The following is a 16,628-nucleotide window of genomic DNA, read 5'->3' on the forward strand; positions in this document are numbered from 1 at the left end:
CCTGTCGACCCTTGCATCTAGGCACGACGGCCCCCCCAGGAAGGGGGCCTCATGCTTTGAGGACGCAAGAGTTCGGAGCTTTCAAGGAATCATGGGGTAGGTCGGGCGGCGCCTAAAGGTCGATGACCTCCGGCTCCATCCCGGACGCGGGCGGCGTGTCGCCCTGGCCCTCCAGCAGGAAGCCCCAGGGCGCGTACACGTTCCCGCCGGTGAACGCGTCCACGTAGAGCACCACCGGCGTGTCCAGCCCGTCGTACGTGACCTCGAAGATGGACAGCTGGCCCTTCCCCTGGCCCTGTCCATCCACCTGGGTGAACTCGCAGCAGTCGCCCATGCGGCGCCACGCCACCGGCTGGCCTTCCGGCCCGCGCAAGAGCTTGAAGTACGCCATCACGCCCTTGTCGCCCCAGCCCACCCGCACCGGGTTCTCCGGCCGGGTGCCGTAGGTCAGCGGATCCGGCCGCTTCGGCAGCAGGGGCGCGGTGCGGTGCATCACCTCCTGCATGGACGTGCCCGGGGAAGCGCACGCCGTCAGGAGCAACACCGCGGCGGGGATGCATCGGAACAGGGACATCGGGACCTCCAGCTCGGCCTGGGAAACGCCCCAAGCTGGCGTCCGCCCCGGTTGCCGCGCATCCCCATCCCCCGCACGGACCGTCCTCCGGGAAACGCACCCCCGAGCCCAGCGCACACGCGCAAGGTCCGGGGGGGAAGGACGGCCAGGCTGCGCTTCTTCAGCTCAGCGACTTCAGGTCCAGGCCCAGCTCGTGGCGGTAGCGCTCGAAGCATCGCGCGCCCGCCGTCAGCCGCAAGAGCGCCCCTTCCGCCAGGGGTCTCGCGCACGCGGGGTTCGCCTCCACCAGCGGACGCAGCACTTCCTTGTTCCAGGTCTCGGAGTGCTTCACATCCAGCGTGGAGTGCAGCGCGTAATAGCGCCGCACGCGCATGTCGAACCCCAGCCGCTTGAGGCCCTCGTTGACGCACGCGGTGCGGCCCGGCGCCGTCTCCTCCACGATGCCCAGCGCGCCCACCGCGTGGTACGTGTAGCGGCGGTTGAACGCGAACGCGCAGAGCAGGTTCGCCAGCGCGTGCGCTTCCCACACCGTGTCCTCGTCCGTGGGCTTCAACCCCAGCTTCCGCGCCATCTCCGCGAGCATCGGTCCGTGCATCGCGTCCTCGCGCCCGCGGCCCATCTCGTCCCAGTAGTTGCGCGCCAGCTCCAGCTTCGCCCGAGTGGGCAGCTGCAGCTGCGTCAGCGCCACCAGGTCGTCGAAGCCCGCCTCGCCCGCGACCTCCTGCGTGAGGAACCAGTCCATCTGTTCACGCGTCGCCTGCGTGGCGAGCCACGGGAACAGCGGATCATGCTGTCCGGGACCGGAATCCTTCAGGTCCTCGAACCACGCGATGAACCCGTCCGCGTCCTCCGGTGCCTCGGCGGCCCATGCCGCCACGCGCTGTCGCTCCGCCTCTACGTACTCACCTTCGAGCAACCGCAACTGCGTCTCCTCCTGCACGGCTGCCCGCCAGCCCTCGGTGGGAAACCCCGGTGCCAGTCGCGCGTGGTTGAAGCGCAAGAGGGTCCGGTGAAGCCGTTCGGACAGGCGTGCGTCCTCCGTCCCCGCTTCCCCAGCCACCTCGCCAAGCCCGCTCATGGTGCGCACCCTCTCTACACATACCGGAAGGCGGGAGTGCCTTCCGGTCACATGTATGGGGATGACCTTGCACACCGGCCACATCGCTCCCGCCACCTTCGCCGTCAGTCAGGTGCGTTGCGAGAAGGACCACGTCCGCTCCCGCGACTGCGCGTATCAGGTCGCATGGAACATCAATCCGCATATGAAGCCCGGCGCCGTCGCATTGCGGCGCGCGTGCACGCAGCACCGCGAGTTCCTGCGTGCCCTGCGTGAAGCAGGCGCGGGCTTCTTCGAACTGCCCTTCGTCCACGGCGCGTTCGACTCCGTGTTCGCCAAGGACAACGCGGTGCTCGTCTCCCAGGAAGGCGAGCTGCGGGCCCTCCTGGCCACCATGCGCCACGGTCAGCGCCGCGGTGAACAACTCGCGCGGGCCCGGTGGCTGTCCGCGCGCGGCTTCGACGTCATCGAGCCGCCGCGCGTGCACATCGAAGGGGGTGATGTGGCCATGCTGCCCGTGGGCCGGGGTGCCCTCCTGGGCTGGGGCATGCGCTCCACGCAGCGCGCCGCGGGCGTGCTGGAGGCGTTCCTCTCCGCGCCCGTCACGCCGCTGGAGCTGTGCGACCCGTACCTCTACCACCTGGACACCGCGCTCACCGTCCTGTCCGACGGCACCGCGCTGGTGTGTCCGGAGGCCTTCACGCCGGAGTCGCTGCGCATGCTGGAGCGCGCGGAGGGCATCCAGCAGGTGATTCCCATCGCGCGGGAGGACGCGCTCGCGTTCGGGCTCAATCTGGTGGAGGTGGGCAACACCGTCATCGTCGGCGCGCGCGTGCCTCGCGTGGAGGCGGTGCTGCGCGGCCTGGGGCGCCGGCCCGTCAGCGTGCGGTTGGATCAGTTCCACCTGGCCGGCGGCAGCGCGGCGTGCCTCGTGGCGCGCGTGCACACCCTGTCGCCCCTGTCCGCCCGGCGCTTTCGCGAGGAGCAGGAGCAGGACCTGGCCCAGCAGCTCTCCGCGTGACCTGCGCCAAAACGAAGACCTCCCCGGGCGACGAAGCGCGCGGGGAGGTCCGGGGTGAAGCGGGGAGGAAGCCTCAGGACTGTTCGCTGGTGACTTCCGGCGCGCTCAGCCCTTCGGCCTGCTGGAAGCGGCGCGGGTGACCGTCGCCACGGGTGCCGCCGGAGAGCTTGTCCACCCAGGGGTACTTCACAGCCTCTTCGGCCGTGTAGCCCAGGTTGAAGACGGTGGCGCTCTTGGGCTTGTCGGAGGCCTTCTCGTACAGCGTGCCGAACACGCGGTCCCAGAAGTAGTTCGTGATGCCGTAGTTGCCCTGCTCATTGTGGAAGTGGTGGGACATGTGCAGGCGCTTGATGTCCTTCAGCCACTTCTGCTGCGGGGCGTAGTTGAGGTGCTGGATGCAGTGGCAGAACTCGTAGAAGCACGTGGTCACCATGCCCCAGCCCAGCGCCGCCGCCGCGCCGGACCGGCCGCCGATGAGGTAGCCGATGGGCGTGAGCACCAGCGCGATGGTGGGCAGCGTGGTGTGCAGCGCGCCGAAGAGCACGCGCAGGTCGTGCGGGTCCTGGTGGTGGTCGAAGTGGATGCGCTTCCAGGTCACCGCCGTCGCCGCGGACTTGTAGAGAAAGCGGCCGTGCAGGATGTACCGGTGGATGAGGTACCAGCCGAACGGGTACGCCACCGTGGCCAGCAACACCGCCGCGCCCATGCGCACCGGCGCGTCGAACCACTTCACCGACAGCACGATGCAGGTGATGCCGATGAGGATGTAGGCGACGACGGCGTAGTAGGTGAAGAACGAGTAGACCAGGTCGCGCAGCGACATCCGGTCCAGGTTGTGCTTCCGGTTCAGGAAAGAGACCGCCACGGGGATTCCCTCACTATCCGCTCCGCCGCGAGTCCCGGGTTGCCGGGTGCGCGTGGCGCGAAGGCTTGCTCGCATCCCGGCCCTTGGGAGTGATGCGGTGGTTCCTGAGCTATCAGTCAAGAGACCCCTTGGCCCAGGAACGGTGAGGGCTCTCTTAGCGCCTTCCTGGAGGCGTTGAGAAGTTCCACTGTTGCCGCGCCCGCACAATGTCTGGCTGCCCGCCCCTCATCCGACCCGGAGGCGGACTTCCGTGCGGGAAGTCCACACCCCACCTTTCCGCCCACAGGCGCGAGCGATCGCGCGAGGGGGCAGACAGATGGCGCGCAAGGCACAGGGACAACAGGGCAGTGGGACCCAGGCGGGGGAACGCCCCGCGCGGCGGAAGACGGCCACCCGGAAGACGGCGGGCGTCGCTCCCAGCGCGGGCCGCCTGGAGCTGCGCCGGGACGTCGCGGAGTACCGGGCCGCCGCGGAGGCTCAGGCCGAAATCGTGCGCGAGCGCATCAACGCCGCGCTGGAGGTCAGCCGCCGCACGCGCGAGGAGATTGAGGAGCGCATCGCCAGCGAGCTGCACGCGCCCCGCGTCGCCGCGAAGAAGGCCGCCGCACCGGCTCGCAAGCGCACCCGCGCCTCCACGCGCGCGTCGGCGAAGTAGGGCGCGGCCCCACAGGCCCCCAAGGCCCGGTCTTCAGGAGCGGAGCGCCGGAGCCCGCGCGGGCTGCGCCGCTCCCTCCGGGCCGGAGGACTCCAGGTCCAGCGCGGAGAGCTTCTCCGCCAGCGCCTGGACCCGGTCGCCGCCGCCGTCCAGGGGGGACGCGGCGCGCGCACCGATGAAGCACACGCGGGCCCGCTCCAGCAGGGCCACCTGTGCGTGCAGCTGCGCGAAGAGGCGCTCCTGTCTGCGCGACAGCGCGTCCAGGTGGTTGAGCTCCTCACCCAGCGACGCGGCGGCGCGCTCCAACTGGCGCCGGGCCACGCCGTCCTGCGCGTCCTGGGCGCGCTTCTTCAACTCCTGCACCTGCGAGTCCACGCTCCCCTGGGACGCGGAGGACAGCTGCGTCTCCAATTCGGTGTGGGACTCGGCCAGGGTGAAGACGTCCCGGGCCAGCTTTCCGAGCACGGCCTGGAGCTTCTCCAGCCCCGGGCCCCGGGCCAGCTTGTGCGCCTCGTCCTGGCACTGACGGTAGAGCGTGAGCGCCCGGGCCACCAGGCCGCGCACCTCACCGGAGAGCGTGGCCTCCAGGCGCATGCCCCGGGTGGCCACCGCGTCCAGGTCCATGGCCAGGTTCGCCGGCAGCGTGCCGATGCTCCAGAACAGCGCCACCACGGCGTAGTCCACCATCAGTGGGAAGTAGCCCCACGCCGGGAGGAAGCGCGCGTCGAGCACCTGGTGCACGTACAGGCCCAGCGCGGTGGTGACGGCCGCGGCCCCCGCGCACAGCGCGACCTGGAGCGGCGTGCCCAGGCTGTCGCGCCCGTTGCCCCGCCACGCCAGCAGCCCCGCGGCGATGGCTCCCGCCACCGCGTGTGTCCAGGGAGACCCGAGCCCCAGCACAAAAGGCAGGGCGGGCAGCAGCACCATCCCCGCGCGCACCAGGAGGTTCTCCGCCGCCTTCGGCTTCACCGCGGTGATGGCCGCCGCCATCAGCGCGAAGTAGCCCGGCTCCACCGGCACGCGCAGCACCTGCCGCGCCACGCCGGCCACCAGCGCCATGGCCCCGGCGCCCACGAGCGCGTAGAGGCAGCGCGACTCGAAGTCCTCCCGCCGGATGAGTTGGATGGAGAGGGACATGGCGCACCGGGCTCCGTACGACGGGGGGACTAGTAGCTGTTGCTCTGCCCGAAGTTCTTCATCGTCTTCTTCTTGAGGTCGAGCGCCTCGCGGCGGACGTCGGAGTCACTCTGGGCACTGCCATAGGCTGCCTGGGTCTTGTCCACGTCCGCAAGCTCTCCTGCGAGCGCGGACGCCGAAGCGCCGAACAGTTTACGCGCGTTGGTCAGGAAGCTGAGCGCGCTCTCCCGGTTGCCGCTCTGCATCTGCTCCGCGGCCGCCTGGAGCTGCTGGGTACCCAACGCACGGATGGCATGGACGCGCACATCGCGGTCCAGGTTCGCGTGCACCACCTGGACGTCGTTCGTCACCTTCGCGCCCAGGGCCACCGTCACCTGCGACGGCAGGTCCGCCGCCACGTCCACGTACGACACGGAGGCGTCCAGCACGTTCATGTCCGCCGCGTTCGTGGGCGCGTCCAGCGTCAGCTTCACCACCACGCGCGCGGACTGGCCGCCCGTCAAATCGTAGAGGGGGATGCGCACGACGTTGCCGTCGCGGGTGGACGGCAGGCCCATCACCTCCACGCCGCTCACGCCGGGCGGCAGGGTCAGCGTCATGCTCACGTTGCGCGCGACGGTGCTGGCGGCCTGCTCCAGCTCACGGGTGAAGATGGCGGCCAGCTCCGAGGAGTCGCTGACGAAGCCGGAGAAGCCGCCGCCGCGCTCGGCCATGCCGCGCATCAGCGTGTCGTTGAAGCCGCTGCCCACGCCCAGCGCGCTCACGGTGATGCCCGTATCGCGCAGCTTGCCCACCTCGGAGAAGAGGCCCGCGTTGGACGTCACGCCCTCGGTGGGCTCGCCGTCGCTCAGCAGGATGGTGCGCGTCACCCGGTACTGCCTGGCGTACGCACGCACCGCTTCCGCGCCCGCCACCAGTCCGCCGCTCATGTGCGTGCCGCCATTCACCTGGATGGCGTCGATGGTGCTCAACAGCTCGCGGCGCGTGGTGTTGTTGATCTCCACGCTGGGCACCACCTTCACGTCGGAGCCGTAGTGCACCAGCGCCAACCGGTCCCCGTCGCGCAGCTGCCGCACCAGCTCCTGCGCGGCGCGCTTCGCGTCCGTCAGCTTGGCGCCATCCATGGAGCCGGAGCGGTCCACCACCAGCGACAGGTTCACCGGCACGCGCTGGACCTTCTCCGGCATGCGCGCCGACAGCTCGAACACGGCGAAGGCCTCACCCGGGCCCGTCTTCACGTACGCGCCGGACAGCTTGCCCGTGAGCTCCACCGGACCGGCCTTGCCGGACGCGGGCTGGCCCAGGACGACGGGCAGCACGCCCTGGATGGGCGCCTCATCCGGCTGAATCACGGTGTGGGTCTGGTCCACGGGGCTGGTGGCCACGGTCGGGGAGCGGAGCGGGGTCCGGCGCAGGTGTCCGTTGGGGAGCCGCTCTTCGACGACCGGCGGGTGCGAGGAGGTCTTCGCGAAGAACGAGCGCGCGTCGAGCGCGAGCGCGCCCACGAACAGCAGGCCAGCGAGAGTCAGCAACAGTTTGGTGCGGTTCATGCGCGGCGGACCTTCCCCCAAGGGGTGCGAGCGGACGAGCACACGCTCGCAGACCCGTCACGCGGGCGCATCGGTCAGTGGGAGGACCCTCCTCCCGATGACCGATGGGGCCCCGTGTCGGCGTTCCCCGGCGTCAGGCCGCGTCAGGCGGCCCGTGGCGCACCAGCTCCTCAACGGCGCCTCGCACGCGCGCCTCGTCGAAGGGCTTCTCCAGGAGCGGGTTGGGGATGTGCTCCAGGAAATCGCGCGCGCCCGCGGTGAAGGCGCCGCCGGACACGAAGACGAAGCGGCGCTCCAGGCCCGGGTGGTCGCGCCGCACGGCTTCGTACACGTCGCGGCCGGCGAGGTCCGGCATCATCACGTCGCACAGCACCGCGTCGAAGCCCGGCGCCTGCGACATGCGCTCCAGCGCCTGGCGGCCGCTCGTGGCCACCTCCACGTCATGGCCGCGCAACAGCCGCTGCAGCACGCGGCCCACCGCGGGCTCGTCGTCCACCACCAGCACGCGGCCTCGCGGCACCACGGGCGCGGCGGGCAGCGGGGCTTCCGGCGGACGGACGACCGGTTCGGGCCGGGGCGCGGGCAGCACCACGCGGAACGTGCTGCCCTTGCCCACGGTGGAGTCCACCTGGATGTCGCCGCCCAGTCCCGTGATGATGCCGTGGCAGATGGACAGCCCCAGGCCGGTGCCCACGCCCACGGGCTTGGTGGTGAAGAACGGGTCGAAGATGCGCCCCATCACCTCCGGCGGGATGCCGATGCCCGTGTCGCGCACCTCCACCACCACCTGCCCGCCGGACACGCGCGTGGCGAGCACCACCTCGTGTTCATGCGCGGAGCCCTCCGGAATCGCCTGCGCCGCGTTCACCACCAGGTTGAGGAACACCTGGCAGAGGCGGCCCTCGTTGCCCATCACCTCCGGCACGGTGCCGTACTCCCGGCGCAGCCGCGCGCGGTGCCGGATTTCATTGGCGGCCATCATCACCACCGAGTCCAGCACCGCGTGCACGTCCACCGGAGTCATGCGCTCTTCATCCGGCCGCGAGAACGTCTTCAGCTGGCGGACAATCTGGCGCACGCGCTCGGCGCCCTCGCACGCCTCGCCCAGCACCTCCTGCCACTCCGCCACGTCCGGCGGGCGCACGCCGCGCACGCCGGGTCCGGGGGACAGGTGATGGCGGAACTCGTCCGACAGGAAGCCCAGGTTGGAGACCACGAAGGCCAGCGGGTTGTTGATTTCGTGCGCGATGCCCGCCGCGAGCGTGCCCACCGACGCCAGCCGGTCCGCCAGCGTCAGCCGCGCCTTCAACTGGCGCTGCTCCGTCACGTCGCGCGCGATGGACACCACCGCGGGCTGACCGTCGAAGCGCAGGGGTAGCGAGGCCAGCTCCACCACGCGCGTGCGCCCGTCGCGCAGCACCAGGCGCCGCTCGCTGGTGAGCGGCGTGCTGTCCACGGACGCCACGCCGGTGCCCGGCACGTCCGCCAGGAACTCCGACAGCCGGCGGCCCACCAGCTCCTCCGCGCGCGCGAAGCCCAGCGTGGTGACGAGCACCGCGTTGGCGTAGACGATGTGGCCGTCGCGCTCGATGGCCGCCGGGTCGGGGAAGCCCTCCATCAGCGCGCGCAGGCTGGCCTCGGAGCGCTTCAGCGCCTCCTCCACCTCCCGCCGCTCCGTGATGTCGCGCGCCAGGCCCTCCACCGCCACCACGCGGCCCGCGGTGTCCGTCACCGGCGCCACCACGTGCTCCAGCCACAGGAGGCTGCCGTCAGGGCGCAGGAAGCGCAGCTCCACCGTCCCGCCGTCCAGGGACTGGGGCGACTCCAGCACGCGCTCCAGCGCGGCCCGGTCATCCGGGTGCACCTGCCGGTACCACAGCTCCGGATCCGTGTAGTGCGCCTCCGGCCCCAGGCCCAGCTTGGCGTGCGCCACGCGGCTGACGTACGCGAAGCCGCGCGGCGCTTCCCTCCGGTACAGGTACAGCACGTCGGACGCGTTCTCCGCGAGTTGGCGGAAGCGGTGCTCGTGCTCGCGCAGCGCCCGTTCGGACGCGCGGCGCTCCAGCGACACGGAGATGGCGCCGCTGGCCGCGGACAGCAGGTCCACCTCCAGGCGGTCCCACTCGCGCGCCTCGAAGCAGTTGTCGAAGCCCACGAAGCCCACCAACCGGCCCTGCACGCGCAGGGGCAGCACCAGCAGCGTGAGGATGCCCTGCGGCTCCAGGAGGTCCCGCTCGACGGAGGGGAAGGTGGCCACGCGGCCGGTGACGACCTCGCCGCGCTCCAGCACGGTCGCCCAGCGCCCCAGGATGGGCCGCATGGGCAGGTCCTGGAGCATCGGGTTGTCGATCTCCGCCGTGACACCGGGCGCGCACCACTCGGCGCGCTGACTGCACATGAGGGTGCCCTGCGCGTTGGTGTACGTCTCGAAGACGTAGACGCGGCTGGCGCCGGAGGCCTGTCCCAGCGGAGCGAGCGCCGGGCTGTACAGGTCGCCGCCCTCCGGCACCGACAGCAGGCGCTGCTGCATGTCCACCAGGGCGGTGAGGTAGCGCTCGCGCCGGGCGAGCGCGTCGCTCGTGCGCTTGCGCTCGGTGATGTCGTTGAGCGTGCCCGCCATGCCCAGCAGCGTGCCGTCCTCGTCGACCGTCACCCGCGCGAAGACGTCCACCCAGCGGAAGCCGCCGTCGCGCGTGAGGTAGCGCACCTCGTGCTGGACGAACTCGCGCTCGCGCGTGAGCAGGGTCTTGCACACCTCCAGCGTGCGCTCCCGGTCGTCCGGGTGCACGAAGTCCAGCGCGGAGCGGCCCAGGCTCTCCTCCACGGGAAAGCCTGTCACCTCGGTCCACGCGGGATTGAGGAAGACCCACGTGCGCGCCGTGTCCGTCTGGAACACGACCTCCTGGAGCGTGTCGATGACCTGACGGAAGCGGCGCTCGGTGGGGGTGGTGCCGTCAGGCCGGGTGAACGGCATCTGCATGCGGAGGACTCACGGTGGAAGAACTTGGCCGTGCGGGCGGAACATCCGCGACGCGCACGTAGACAGTCGAACGATTGAGGATCGCCGTCATGCAGGCAAGGGGGCCCGCGGGAAGAGCGTGAGGATGGGAAGCATTCCCTGTCCTTGAGGATGGAGTGGGCTGCGGGTCCTGTCTTCCTTTCTTCCCGGGAGGCGGAGATGACACCATGATGCGTGCGGAAAGCCTTGGCATGTCCGGCATCACCACTCCAGCCTCGGAGGCCCGCGTGACGGATGGGGATGGCTTGCCCCTGTCAACGCGCGTCATGGACGCCGAAGGCGTTGTGCTCGTTGAATGCACGGGCCGTGTGACTGTTTTCAACTCACAAGCCGCGGCGCACTTCGGCATTCCGGTCCCCCTCCACATCGAGCACGCCCGCCTGCCTGGGTGTGAATGGGTGCGGGACGACGGCACACCGCTGCCGCCGGGCGACTCACCGCTGGCGCGAGCGCTGGCGGGCGAGCCGGTGGACGCGTCCTTGTGGCACGTGCTCCGTCCGGATGGGACGCGCGCCGTGCTGCGCTGCAACGCGGTGCCGGTGCGGGGCGGGGACGGGCAGGTGGCCGCGGCGCTCCTGCGCACGCATGCCGTGGAGGCGGTGCCCGAGTCCCTGTTGGATGTGTCGCGCCTGCTGGCGGAGGCCGGGGCGCTCCTGGGTACGTCGGTGGCCGCGGAGGCGCAGCTGGAGCCGCTGCTCAAGCTGCTGGTGCCCGCGCTGGGAGAGGGGGCCCTGCTCGTCCTCCGGACGCCGGGCGCCGTGGGCGATGAAGTCCTGCGCGTGGCGGCGTCACTGCACGCGGACTCAGGAAGGCACGCGCTGTTGCGAGACCTGCTCACGCGCTATCCGCCGGACCCTTCCGTGCCGGGCGGGCTGCCCCAGGTGTTCACGTCCGGGGCGGTGGGGCGTCTGCCCATCCTGTCCGAGGAGCACGTGGTGGCCATCGCGCGGGACGCGGAGCACGCGCGGCTCCTGCGCGAGGTGGGGCCGCACGGCTGCCTGAGCGTGCCGCTGGGCGCGCGCGGCAACGTGCTGGGCGCGTTGATGGTGCTGCGCTCCAACGTGCTGCGGTCCTTTGGCGCGGAGGAGGAGCACTTCCTCACGGAGCTGGCCCACCGCACCGCGCTCCATCTGGAGAACGCGCGGCTGTACCGCGAGGCGCGCGAAGCGGTGCGCCAGCGCGACGAGTTCCTGGGCATCGCGAGCCACGAGCTGAAGACGCCGCTCACGCCGCTGAGTCTCAAGGTGCAGCTGCTGCAGAAGCAGGTGGTGGTGCTGGCGCGCGAGGGCAAGGACGTGCCCACCGACCGCGTCGCGGACGCGCTGGACGTGGTGCAGCGCCAGGTGCGCCGGCTGTCGGGCCTGGTGGACAACCTGCTGGACGTGTCGCGCATCACCGCGGGCCGGCTGCGGCTGGAGCTGGAGGAAATGGACCTGGCGAGCGTGGCCGCCGAAATCCTCTACCGCTTCTCCGCCGCGGCGGCGCAGGCCGGCACGGAGCTGGGCCTGGAGGCGCCGGTGCCGGTGGTGGGCCGGTGGGACCGGCTGCGCCTGGAGCAGGTGGTGACGAACCTGGTGTCCAACGCGCTCAAGTACGGAGCGGGCCAGCCCGTCATCGTGAGCGTGGAGGCGCAAGGCACGCTGGCGCGGCTCGCCGTGAAGGACCACGGCATCGGCATCGCGCCGGACGACCTGGCGCGCATCTTCGAGCGCTTCGAGCGCGCGGTGAGCGACCGGCACTACGGCGGTCTGGGCCTGGGGCTCTACATCACGCGCCAGATTGTCGAAGCGTTCGGCGGCAAGGTGAGCGCCGTGAGCACGCCGGGGGAGGGCGCCACGTTCCTCCTGGAGCTGCCCCGGGGCGACATCCCGGAGGAGTGGCTCGTCGCGCACGCGGCGCCGGGGCCCACCCAAGGCGGGTAGGCGCCGGGTAGGCCCGCGTCACTTTCAGCTCAGGCGACCTCCAGCACCGTCCACTCGCGCACCTCGCCCGCGAGCGTCACCTCCACGGTGTCGCCGGCCTTCTTTCCCAGCAGGGCGCGGCCCACGGGGGAGCTGGGGGTGATGACGGAGAGGAAGCCGTCGCCGCCGGGGCCGGTGAGCTCGGTGCCCGCGCCAGCGGGGAGCACGAAGAAGGTGCGCTCGGCGAAGCCGTCCTCGTCCTCGGTGCTGCAGTCCACCAGGGCGCCCAGGCCCACGGGCCCCTGGCGCGAGAAGCGGGGCAGCTCCTTCTGGCCGAAGGCGGTGAGGGCCTGGAGCTCTTCTTGGAGGCGGCGGGCGCGCTGGGCTTGGCCGGTGGCGAGGCTGCCGTACTCGATGGCGGCGCGGCCGTCCTCCTTCTTCTCGGACTCCGTGGCGAGGCTGCGGGCGGCCTCGCGGGCATCGGCCTCCGCGCGGTGGGCCAGCCGGTCGCTCTGTTGGAGTCGCTCGGACAGTTGCTGGAGCAGGGTGAGCTTGTCGAGTCGCATGGGTATCGATACAGGACTGTAGCGCCCGGTGCGGCGGCCTCCAGTTTTCAGCCCGACGGGGCCCCGGGCTTTGGTTGAATGGGGCGCATGACGCCTCAGGAACGCTCTCAGAAGGCCCACGAACTCGTCGCCCAGGGCGCGGTGCTGCTGGATGTGCGCACCCCGGAGGAGTTCCAGCAGGGACACCCGGACGCCGCCCGCAACATCCCCGTGCAGGTGCTGGCCCAGCGCCTCTCCGAGGTCGGCCCGGTGGGCACGCCCGTGGTGGTGTACTGCGCGGCGGGAGGCCGCAGCGCGGTGGCCGCGGAGCTCCTGCGCAAGGGTGGCTTCCCGGACGTGTTCGACCTGGGCTCCGTGAAGAACTGGTAGGCCGAACGGGTAGGCCCAAGTCCCCGGCCCGCGTGACAGCGGGCCGGGTCTTCAGTCAGCGTGCGCGCTCAAAGCGCCATGCAGACCCGCACCGTCGGCTTTCTCCTCGTCGCCCTGTCCGGCGCCTCCTTTGGCGCGTTGGGCCTGTTCGCGCGCCTGGCCTACGCGGCGGGCACGGACATGCCCACGCTGCTCTTCCTGCGCTTCACGCTGGCGGGCCTGGTGCTCGCGGGCGTGATGGTCGCGAAGGGCGGAAGGTGGCCCCGGGGCCGCCTCCTGTGGGGCCTGGTGGCGCTGGGCGCGGTGGGCTACTTCACGGAAGGCAGCGTCTACTTCATCGCGCTCCAGCACGCGTCCGCCGGGCTGGTGGCGCTGCTGCTCTACCTCTTCCCCGCGCTGGTGGCCCTCATCCAGGTGGCCCTGGGACGCGAGCACCTGAGCCGCCGCCGCTGGTTGGCGGTGGGGCTGGCCCTGTGCGGGACGGCGCTCACGGTGGACCCCGGCCCGGACGCGAAGCCGTTGGGCATTGGGCTGGGCGTGCTGTCGGCGGTCATCTACGCGCTCTACGTCCTGTCCAGCGCGCGGATCGCGGGGCCGGCGGGGCCGCTCGCGGCGAGCACCGTCGTCCCGCTGTCGGCGGGGGCTGCCTTCGGGGCGCTGATGCTGGTGAAGGGCCCGTCCTTTCCCCAGACGCCGGGAGGCTGGGCCGCGGTGGCGGGACTGGCGCTGCTGTCCACGGTGGTGGCCATGCTGACGTTCTTCGCGGGCCTCAAGCGCATTGGCCCGGTGAACACGTCGCTCCTGTCCACGCTGGAGCCGGTGATGGCGGTGGTGCTGGGCGCCATCTTCCTGGGCGAGCGCCTGTCCGTGCGGCAGGGCCTGGGAGGCCTGCTCATCCTGGTGGCGGTGGTGGTGCTGGCCCGGAGCGACTCCAGCCGCCCGGCGGAACCCGGGACGGCCGGAGCCTGAGTCGCGCGAGCGGCTACAGGCACTCGAGGAACTGCTGCACGTCGTTCACGAAGCGCTGCGGGCGCTCGGCGTGCGGCGCGTGGCCGGTCTCCGGGTAGAGCAGGTACTTGGCGCCGCGGATGGCGCGGGCCAGGGCGCGCTGCTCCGCCACGGAGAAGAAGCCGTCGTGGTCCCCGCCGATGATCAGCGTGGGCACGCGGATGCGGTCCAGGCGCGAGGAGTGGTCCTCCGCGATGAGCCCATCCAGCGCGTCCTGCCACACGCGCGCGGGCAGCTTGGAGCTCTCCGAGACGAGCGTGTTCAGGTACGACGCCGGAATGGGCGCGTAGAAGGTGCTGGCCTGGAACTCATGGATGAAGGCGGGATCCACGGGGTCGGTCAGCGTGTCCACGATCTCCTTGAGGCCCAGGGCCACTTCATTGCCCGCCACGGTGGGCGCGGAGCCCACGAGCACCAGCCCCTTCACGCGGTTGGGGAAGTCCAGCGCCACCTGCTGCGCGATGAAGCTGCCCATGGAGTGGCCCACGAGCACGGCGCGCGACACGCGCTTCGCGTCCAGGAACGCCACCACGTCCTTCGCGAAGGCCTGCTGCGTGTAGCAACACGCCGGGCGGGACGAGTCGCCATGACCGCGCTGGTCCAGCGCGTAGATGTGGAGGTCGCGCGAGAAGCGCGGCAGGTCCAGGTCCCAGGTGTGATGCGAGTCCGTATAGCCGTGCAGCAGGACGACGACGGGCCCGTCCTGGCGGCCCTGCTCCACGTAGCGGAGCGTGACGCCGGTGGACAGCCGCACGGAACCCTCACGCGAATGGCGGCTGGAGTCCTCCAGGGCGGCCGGAGCACTCACGAGGTCGGGTGCGGAATCCGACGCGACATCGGGTCCACAGCCAGCGAACAGCAGCACTGCGAGGAGGGGGCGAAGGGCGCGCAACATGCGTCAGGGCCTCACGGGATGGGACGCGGCGGGTAGGTCCGCCGCGAGGATTCACGCCATCCTAAAGTGACCTCTGACATCCCTTGTGTGAATCCATCCTGGCAGGTCGGAAGTGACCTGCCAGGGAGGGTCGCAAGAGCCCCTTGTCCCGAGCTACGGACAGTCGCCCCGGAAGCCGTCGCAGTCCACGAAGCCGTTGACTCCGCCGCGATAGATGCAGGCGACCTCTCCATGACAGGCGAGCGTGCTGCCGTCACCGCAGACGATCTCCACATCGCAAGGGCCCGGTTCCCACCCCGTGGCCCAGGCCACCACGGGAACCAGCACGCCCAGGGCCACGACCACGCACGACACCCATGCCATCCACTTCATGGAGACACTCCTCGCCCACGGGGCGCTGGATAGGTTTCCATGAAAGTCTGGGCTGGCGGTTCCAGCCGCGTCAAACCCTGCTCAGGGCCGCCGTGCGAAGATGAACTCGCCCACACCGCCCAGGCGCTGCTCGCGCCGGAGGATGTGGAAGCCCGTGGTCTCCACCAGGCGGAAGGTGTCGCGGTTGAGGCGGCAGCCGCCGGTCAGCTTGCGCCACGCGGGCGTCAGCAGGTCCTGCGCGGTGGCCACGGCCAGATTCGGCGCCCGCACGTGCTCCAGCAGGCGCAGCTCGCCGCCCGGCTTGAGCACCCGCATCACCTCCGAGAGCGCCGTGCCCGGCGCGTCCACGCAGCAGAACACCAGGCTGGACACCACCGCGTCGAACGAGCCGTCCGTGAACGGCAGCGCCTGCGCATCCGCCTGGAGCAGCGCCACGCCGCTGCGTCGAGCCCGCGCGCGCACCAGCGCTCCCAGGTCCACGTCCACCGCCGTCACCGACGTCACGGAGTCCGGGTAGCCCGGCAGCGCCAGGCCCGTGCCCGCGCCCACCTCCAGCACCTTGCCGGACAGCCCTTCCACCAGCTGCCGCCGGGCGGCGTTCAAGCCCACCCAGCCCAGCGGCGCCATCAACGCGTCGTACGCCAGTGCCTTCACGCGGTACCCCCCCTGCTGCGAGACGATGCGAAACGTGGACGCGCTACCGCGCTGTCTCCACCCGGCCCTGCGGCGCGGACGGCTTCTGCGAGGATGCGCTCGGCGCCTGCTTGCGCAACAGGCCCCACAGTCCGTACACCACCAGCAGCAGGCTGCCGTACTGCGCCGGCGTCAGGCCGAAGTAGCGTGCGTCCACGTACGACAGGTCCGTGGCCCGCAGGAAGTCCAGGCTGAAGCGGGACGCCGCGTACAGGAGCGCCAGCAGCGGCAACAGCCGCCCCTTCATCTTCGGCATGTCGCGCAGCGCGTACAGCAGGCCGGTGATCGCGAAGAGCACGATGGCGTCGTAGAAGCCCAGGTCGTGCCGGTTGCCGTTGGGGAACTGCACCGCCAGGAAGAAGTCCGTCAGCTTGCCCGGGTGGTCGTGCACCGCGAAGCACCCCAGCCGCGCCACCGCCCAGCCCGGCGCCACGCCCAGCGCGAAGCTGTCCGCGTAGTCGTTGAAGCGCAGCTTCTTCACCCGGAAGAACACCACCGCCGCCAGGATGCCGCCCAACAGGCCGCCGAAGGACGACAGGCCATCCCAGAACCGGAAGATCTGGAACGGGCTCTTGGACATCTCCTCCGGGTGGTAGAAGAACAGGTGCACCCAGTGGCCGAAGAGCATGCCGGCCGCCACCCCCCACATCGCGAAGTCCGCCAGCGGGTTCGGGTCCAGCCCCTCGCGCTCCGCCTGCTTCGTCAGCAGCCGGGCAGCCAGGAGGATGCCCGCCGCCACGAAGACGTTGAAGGGGTTCAGTTCCAGGGGCCCCAGCTTGAACGAGGGGGCGTGCCAATAGGGAATCAAGGGGGCTCCAGAAAGGCCAGGGATCCGCGCGGACATACTCCGGGCGGATGGAAGCCGAACAATCGGCGCATCCCGGGCTTCCCTCCACCTCTTTTTCCACTCCCCGCCCGCCGGGCGCGCAAGCCCCACCCGGACGCC

16 protein-coding genes are annotated in these 16,628 nt (G+C 71.0%); 5 read left to right on the forward strand and 11 right to left on the reverse strand.

Annotated elements, in window-relative coordinates:
* Positions 1–112: 112 nt before the first annotated feature.
* The gene (locus D7Y11_RS17295; RefSeq protein WP_120576337.1) at positions 113–574 is read right to left on the reverse strand and encodes a fibril protein; all 462 of its coding nucleotides are present in this window, start codon (positions 572–574) and stop codon (positions 113–115) included.
* Positions 575–734: 160 nt separating this feature from the next.
* Positions 735–1,652: an iron-containing redox enzyme family protein gene (locus D7Y11_RS17300; protein WP_126934236.1), complete on the reverse strand. Its 918-nt coding sequence runs from the start codon at positions 1,650–1,652 to the stop codon at positions 735–737.
* A 61-nt stretch (positions 1,653–1,713) separates the two neighbouring features.
* Here D7Y11_RS17300 and D7Y11_RS17305 point away from each other — a divergent pair, with 61 nt between their 5' ends.
* Positions 1,714–2,652 (forward strand): dimethylarginine dimethylaminohydrolase family protein, encoded by a 939-nt coding sequence (locus tag D7Y11_RS17305; protein ID WP_126934237.1) that lies wholly within the window; start codon positions 1,714–1,716, stop codon positions 2,650–2,652.
* A 73-nt stretch (positions 2,653–2,725) separates the two neighbouring features.
* Here D7Y11_RS17305 and D7Y11_RS17310 read toward each other — a convergent pair whose 3' ends face one another.
* Positions 2,726–3,475 (reverse strand): sterol desaturase family protein, encoded by a 750-nt coding sequence (locus D7Y11_RS17310; RefSeq protein WP_120576350.1) that lies wholly within the window; start codon positions 3,473–3,475, stop codon positions 2,726–2,728.
* A 358-nt stretch (positions 3,476–3,833) separates the two neighbouring features.
* On the opposite strand from D7Y11_RS17310, the gene D7Y11_RS17315 reads away from it, so the two are divergent.
* A complete protein-coding gene (locus tag D7Y11_RS17315) occupies positions 3,834–4,172 on the forward strand; it encodes a hypothetical protein (protein WP_233607317.1) in 339 nt (112 codons plus the stop codon).
* Positions 4,173–4,205: 33 nt separating this feature from the next.
* Here the strand turns inward: D7Y11_RS17315 and D7Y11_RS17320 are convergent, their stop codons facing one another.
* The 3 genes from D7Y11_RS17320 to D7Y11_RS17330 all read right to left on the reverse strand — a co-directional run bounded on the left by D7Y11_RS17320 (position 4,206) and on the right by D7Y11_RS17330 (position 9,839).
* A complete protein-coding gene (locus D7Y11_RS17320; RefSeq protein WP_126934238.1) occupies positions 4,206–5,309 on the reverse strand; it encodes a hypothetical protein in 1,104 nt (367 codons plus the stop codon).
* Positions 5,310–5,338: 29 nt separating this feature from the next.
* A complete protein-coding gene (locus D7Y11_RS17325; protein WP_120576340.1) occupies positions 5,339–6,859 on the reverse strand; it encodes a VWA domain-containing protein in 1,521 nt (506 codons plus the stop codon).
* 133 nt (positions 6,860–6,992) lie between these two features.
* On the reverse strand, positions 6,993–9,839 hold the full coding sequence (locus D7Y11_RS17330; protein WP_121753360.1) for a PAS domain S-box protein: 2,847 nt from the start codon (positions 9,837–9,839) through the stop codon (positions 6,993–6,995).
* Between the two features lie 206 nt (positions 9,840–10,045).
* Between D7Y11_RS17330 and D7Y11_RS17335 the strand changes: the two genes are divergently transcribed.
* Complete coding sequence (locus D7Y11_RS17335) at positions 10,046–11,800, forward strand: HAMP domain-containing sensor histidine kinase (RefSeq protein WP_126934239.1); 1,755 nt, start codon at positions 10,046–10,048, stop codon at positions 11,798–11,800.
* Positions 11,801–11,829: 29 nt separating this feature from the next.
* Here D7Y11_RS17335 and D7Y11_RS17340 read toward each other — a convergent pair whose 3' ends face one another.
* Positions 11,830–12,345 carry a GreA/GreB family elongation factor gene (locus D7Y11_RS17340; protein ID WP_120595009.1) on the reverse strand — a complete coding sequence of 172 codons (516 nt, stop codon included), beginning with the start codon at positions 12,343–12,345 and terminating at the stop codon, positions 11,830–11,832.
* Positions 12,346–12,432: 87 nt separating this feature from the next.
* Here D7Y11_RS17340 and D7Y11_RS17345 point away from each other — a divergent pair, with 87 nt between their 5' ends.
* Both D7Y11_RS17345 and D7Y11_RS17350 read left to right on the forward strand, forming a co-directional pair.
* Complete coding sequence (locus tag D7Y11_RS17345; protein WP_014400616.1) at positions 12,433–12,714, forward strand: rhodanese-like domain-containing protein; 282 nt, start codon at positions 12,433–12,435, stop codon at positions 12,712–12,714.
* 78 nt (positions 12,715–12,792) lie between these two features.
* Positions 12,793–13,683 (forward strand): DMT family transporter, encoded by an 891-nt coding sequence (locus D7Y11_RS17350; protein ID WP_121753358.1) that lies wholly within the window; start codon positions 12,793–12,795, stop codon positions 13,681–13,683.
* A gap of 13 nt (positions 13,684–13,696) precedes the next feature.
* Here D7Y11_RS17350 and D7Y11_RS17355 read toward each other — a convergent pair whose 3' ends face one another.
* The 4 genes from D7Y11_RS17355 to D7Y11_RS17370 all read right to left on the reverse strand — a co-directional run bounded on the left by D7Y11_RS17355 (position 13,697) and on the right by D7Y11_RS17370 (position 16,490).
* The gene (locus tag D7Y11_RS17355) at positions 13,697–14,530 is read right to left on the reverse strand and encodes an alpha/beta fold hydrolase (RefSeq protein WP_233604997.1); all 834 of its coding nucleotides are present in this window, start codon (positions 14,528–14,530) and stop codon (positions 13,697–13,699) included.
* Positions 14,531–14,770: 240 nt separating this feature from the next.
* Positions 14,771–14,989, reverse strand: coding sequence for a hypothetical protein (locus D7Y11_RS17360; protein ID WP_120576346.1), 219 nt, complete (start codon positions 14,987–14,989; stop codon positions 14,771–14,773).
* 81 nt (positions 14,990–15,070) lie between these two features.
* Positions 15,071–15,643 (reverse strand): class I SAM-dependent methyltransferase, encoded by a 573-nt coding sequence (locus D7Y11_RS17365; protein ID WP_120576347.1) that lies wholly within the window; start codon positions 15,641–15,643, stop codon positions 15,071–15,073.
* Between the two features lie 43 nt (positions 15,644–15,686).
* Positions 15,687–16,490 carry a prolipoprotein diacylglyceryl transferase gene (locus tag D7Y11_RS17370; RefSeq protein WP_172811747.1) on the reverse strand — a complete coding sequence of 268 codons (804 nt, stop codon included), beginning with the start codon at positions 16,488–16,490 and terminating at the stop codon, positions 15,687–15,689.
* Between the last annotated feature and the right edge of the window lie 138 nt (positions 16,491–16,628).

Origin of the sequence: Corallococcus sp. AB018, from assembly GCF_003986945.1 — a bacterium.
Lineage (GTDB): Bacteria > Myxococcota > Myxococcia > Myxococcales > Myxococcaceae > Corallococcus > Corallococcus exiguus.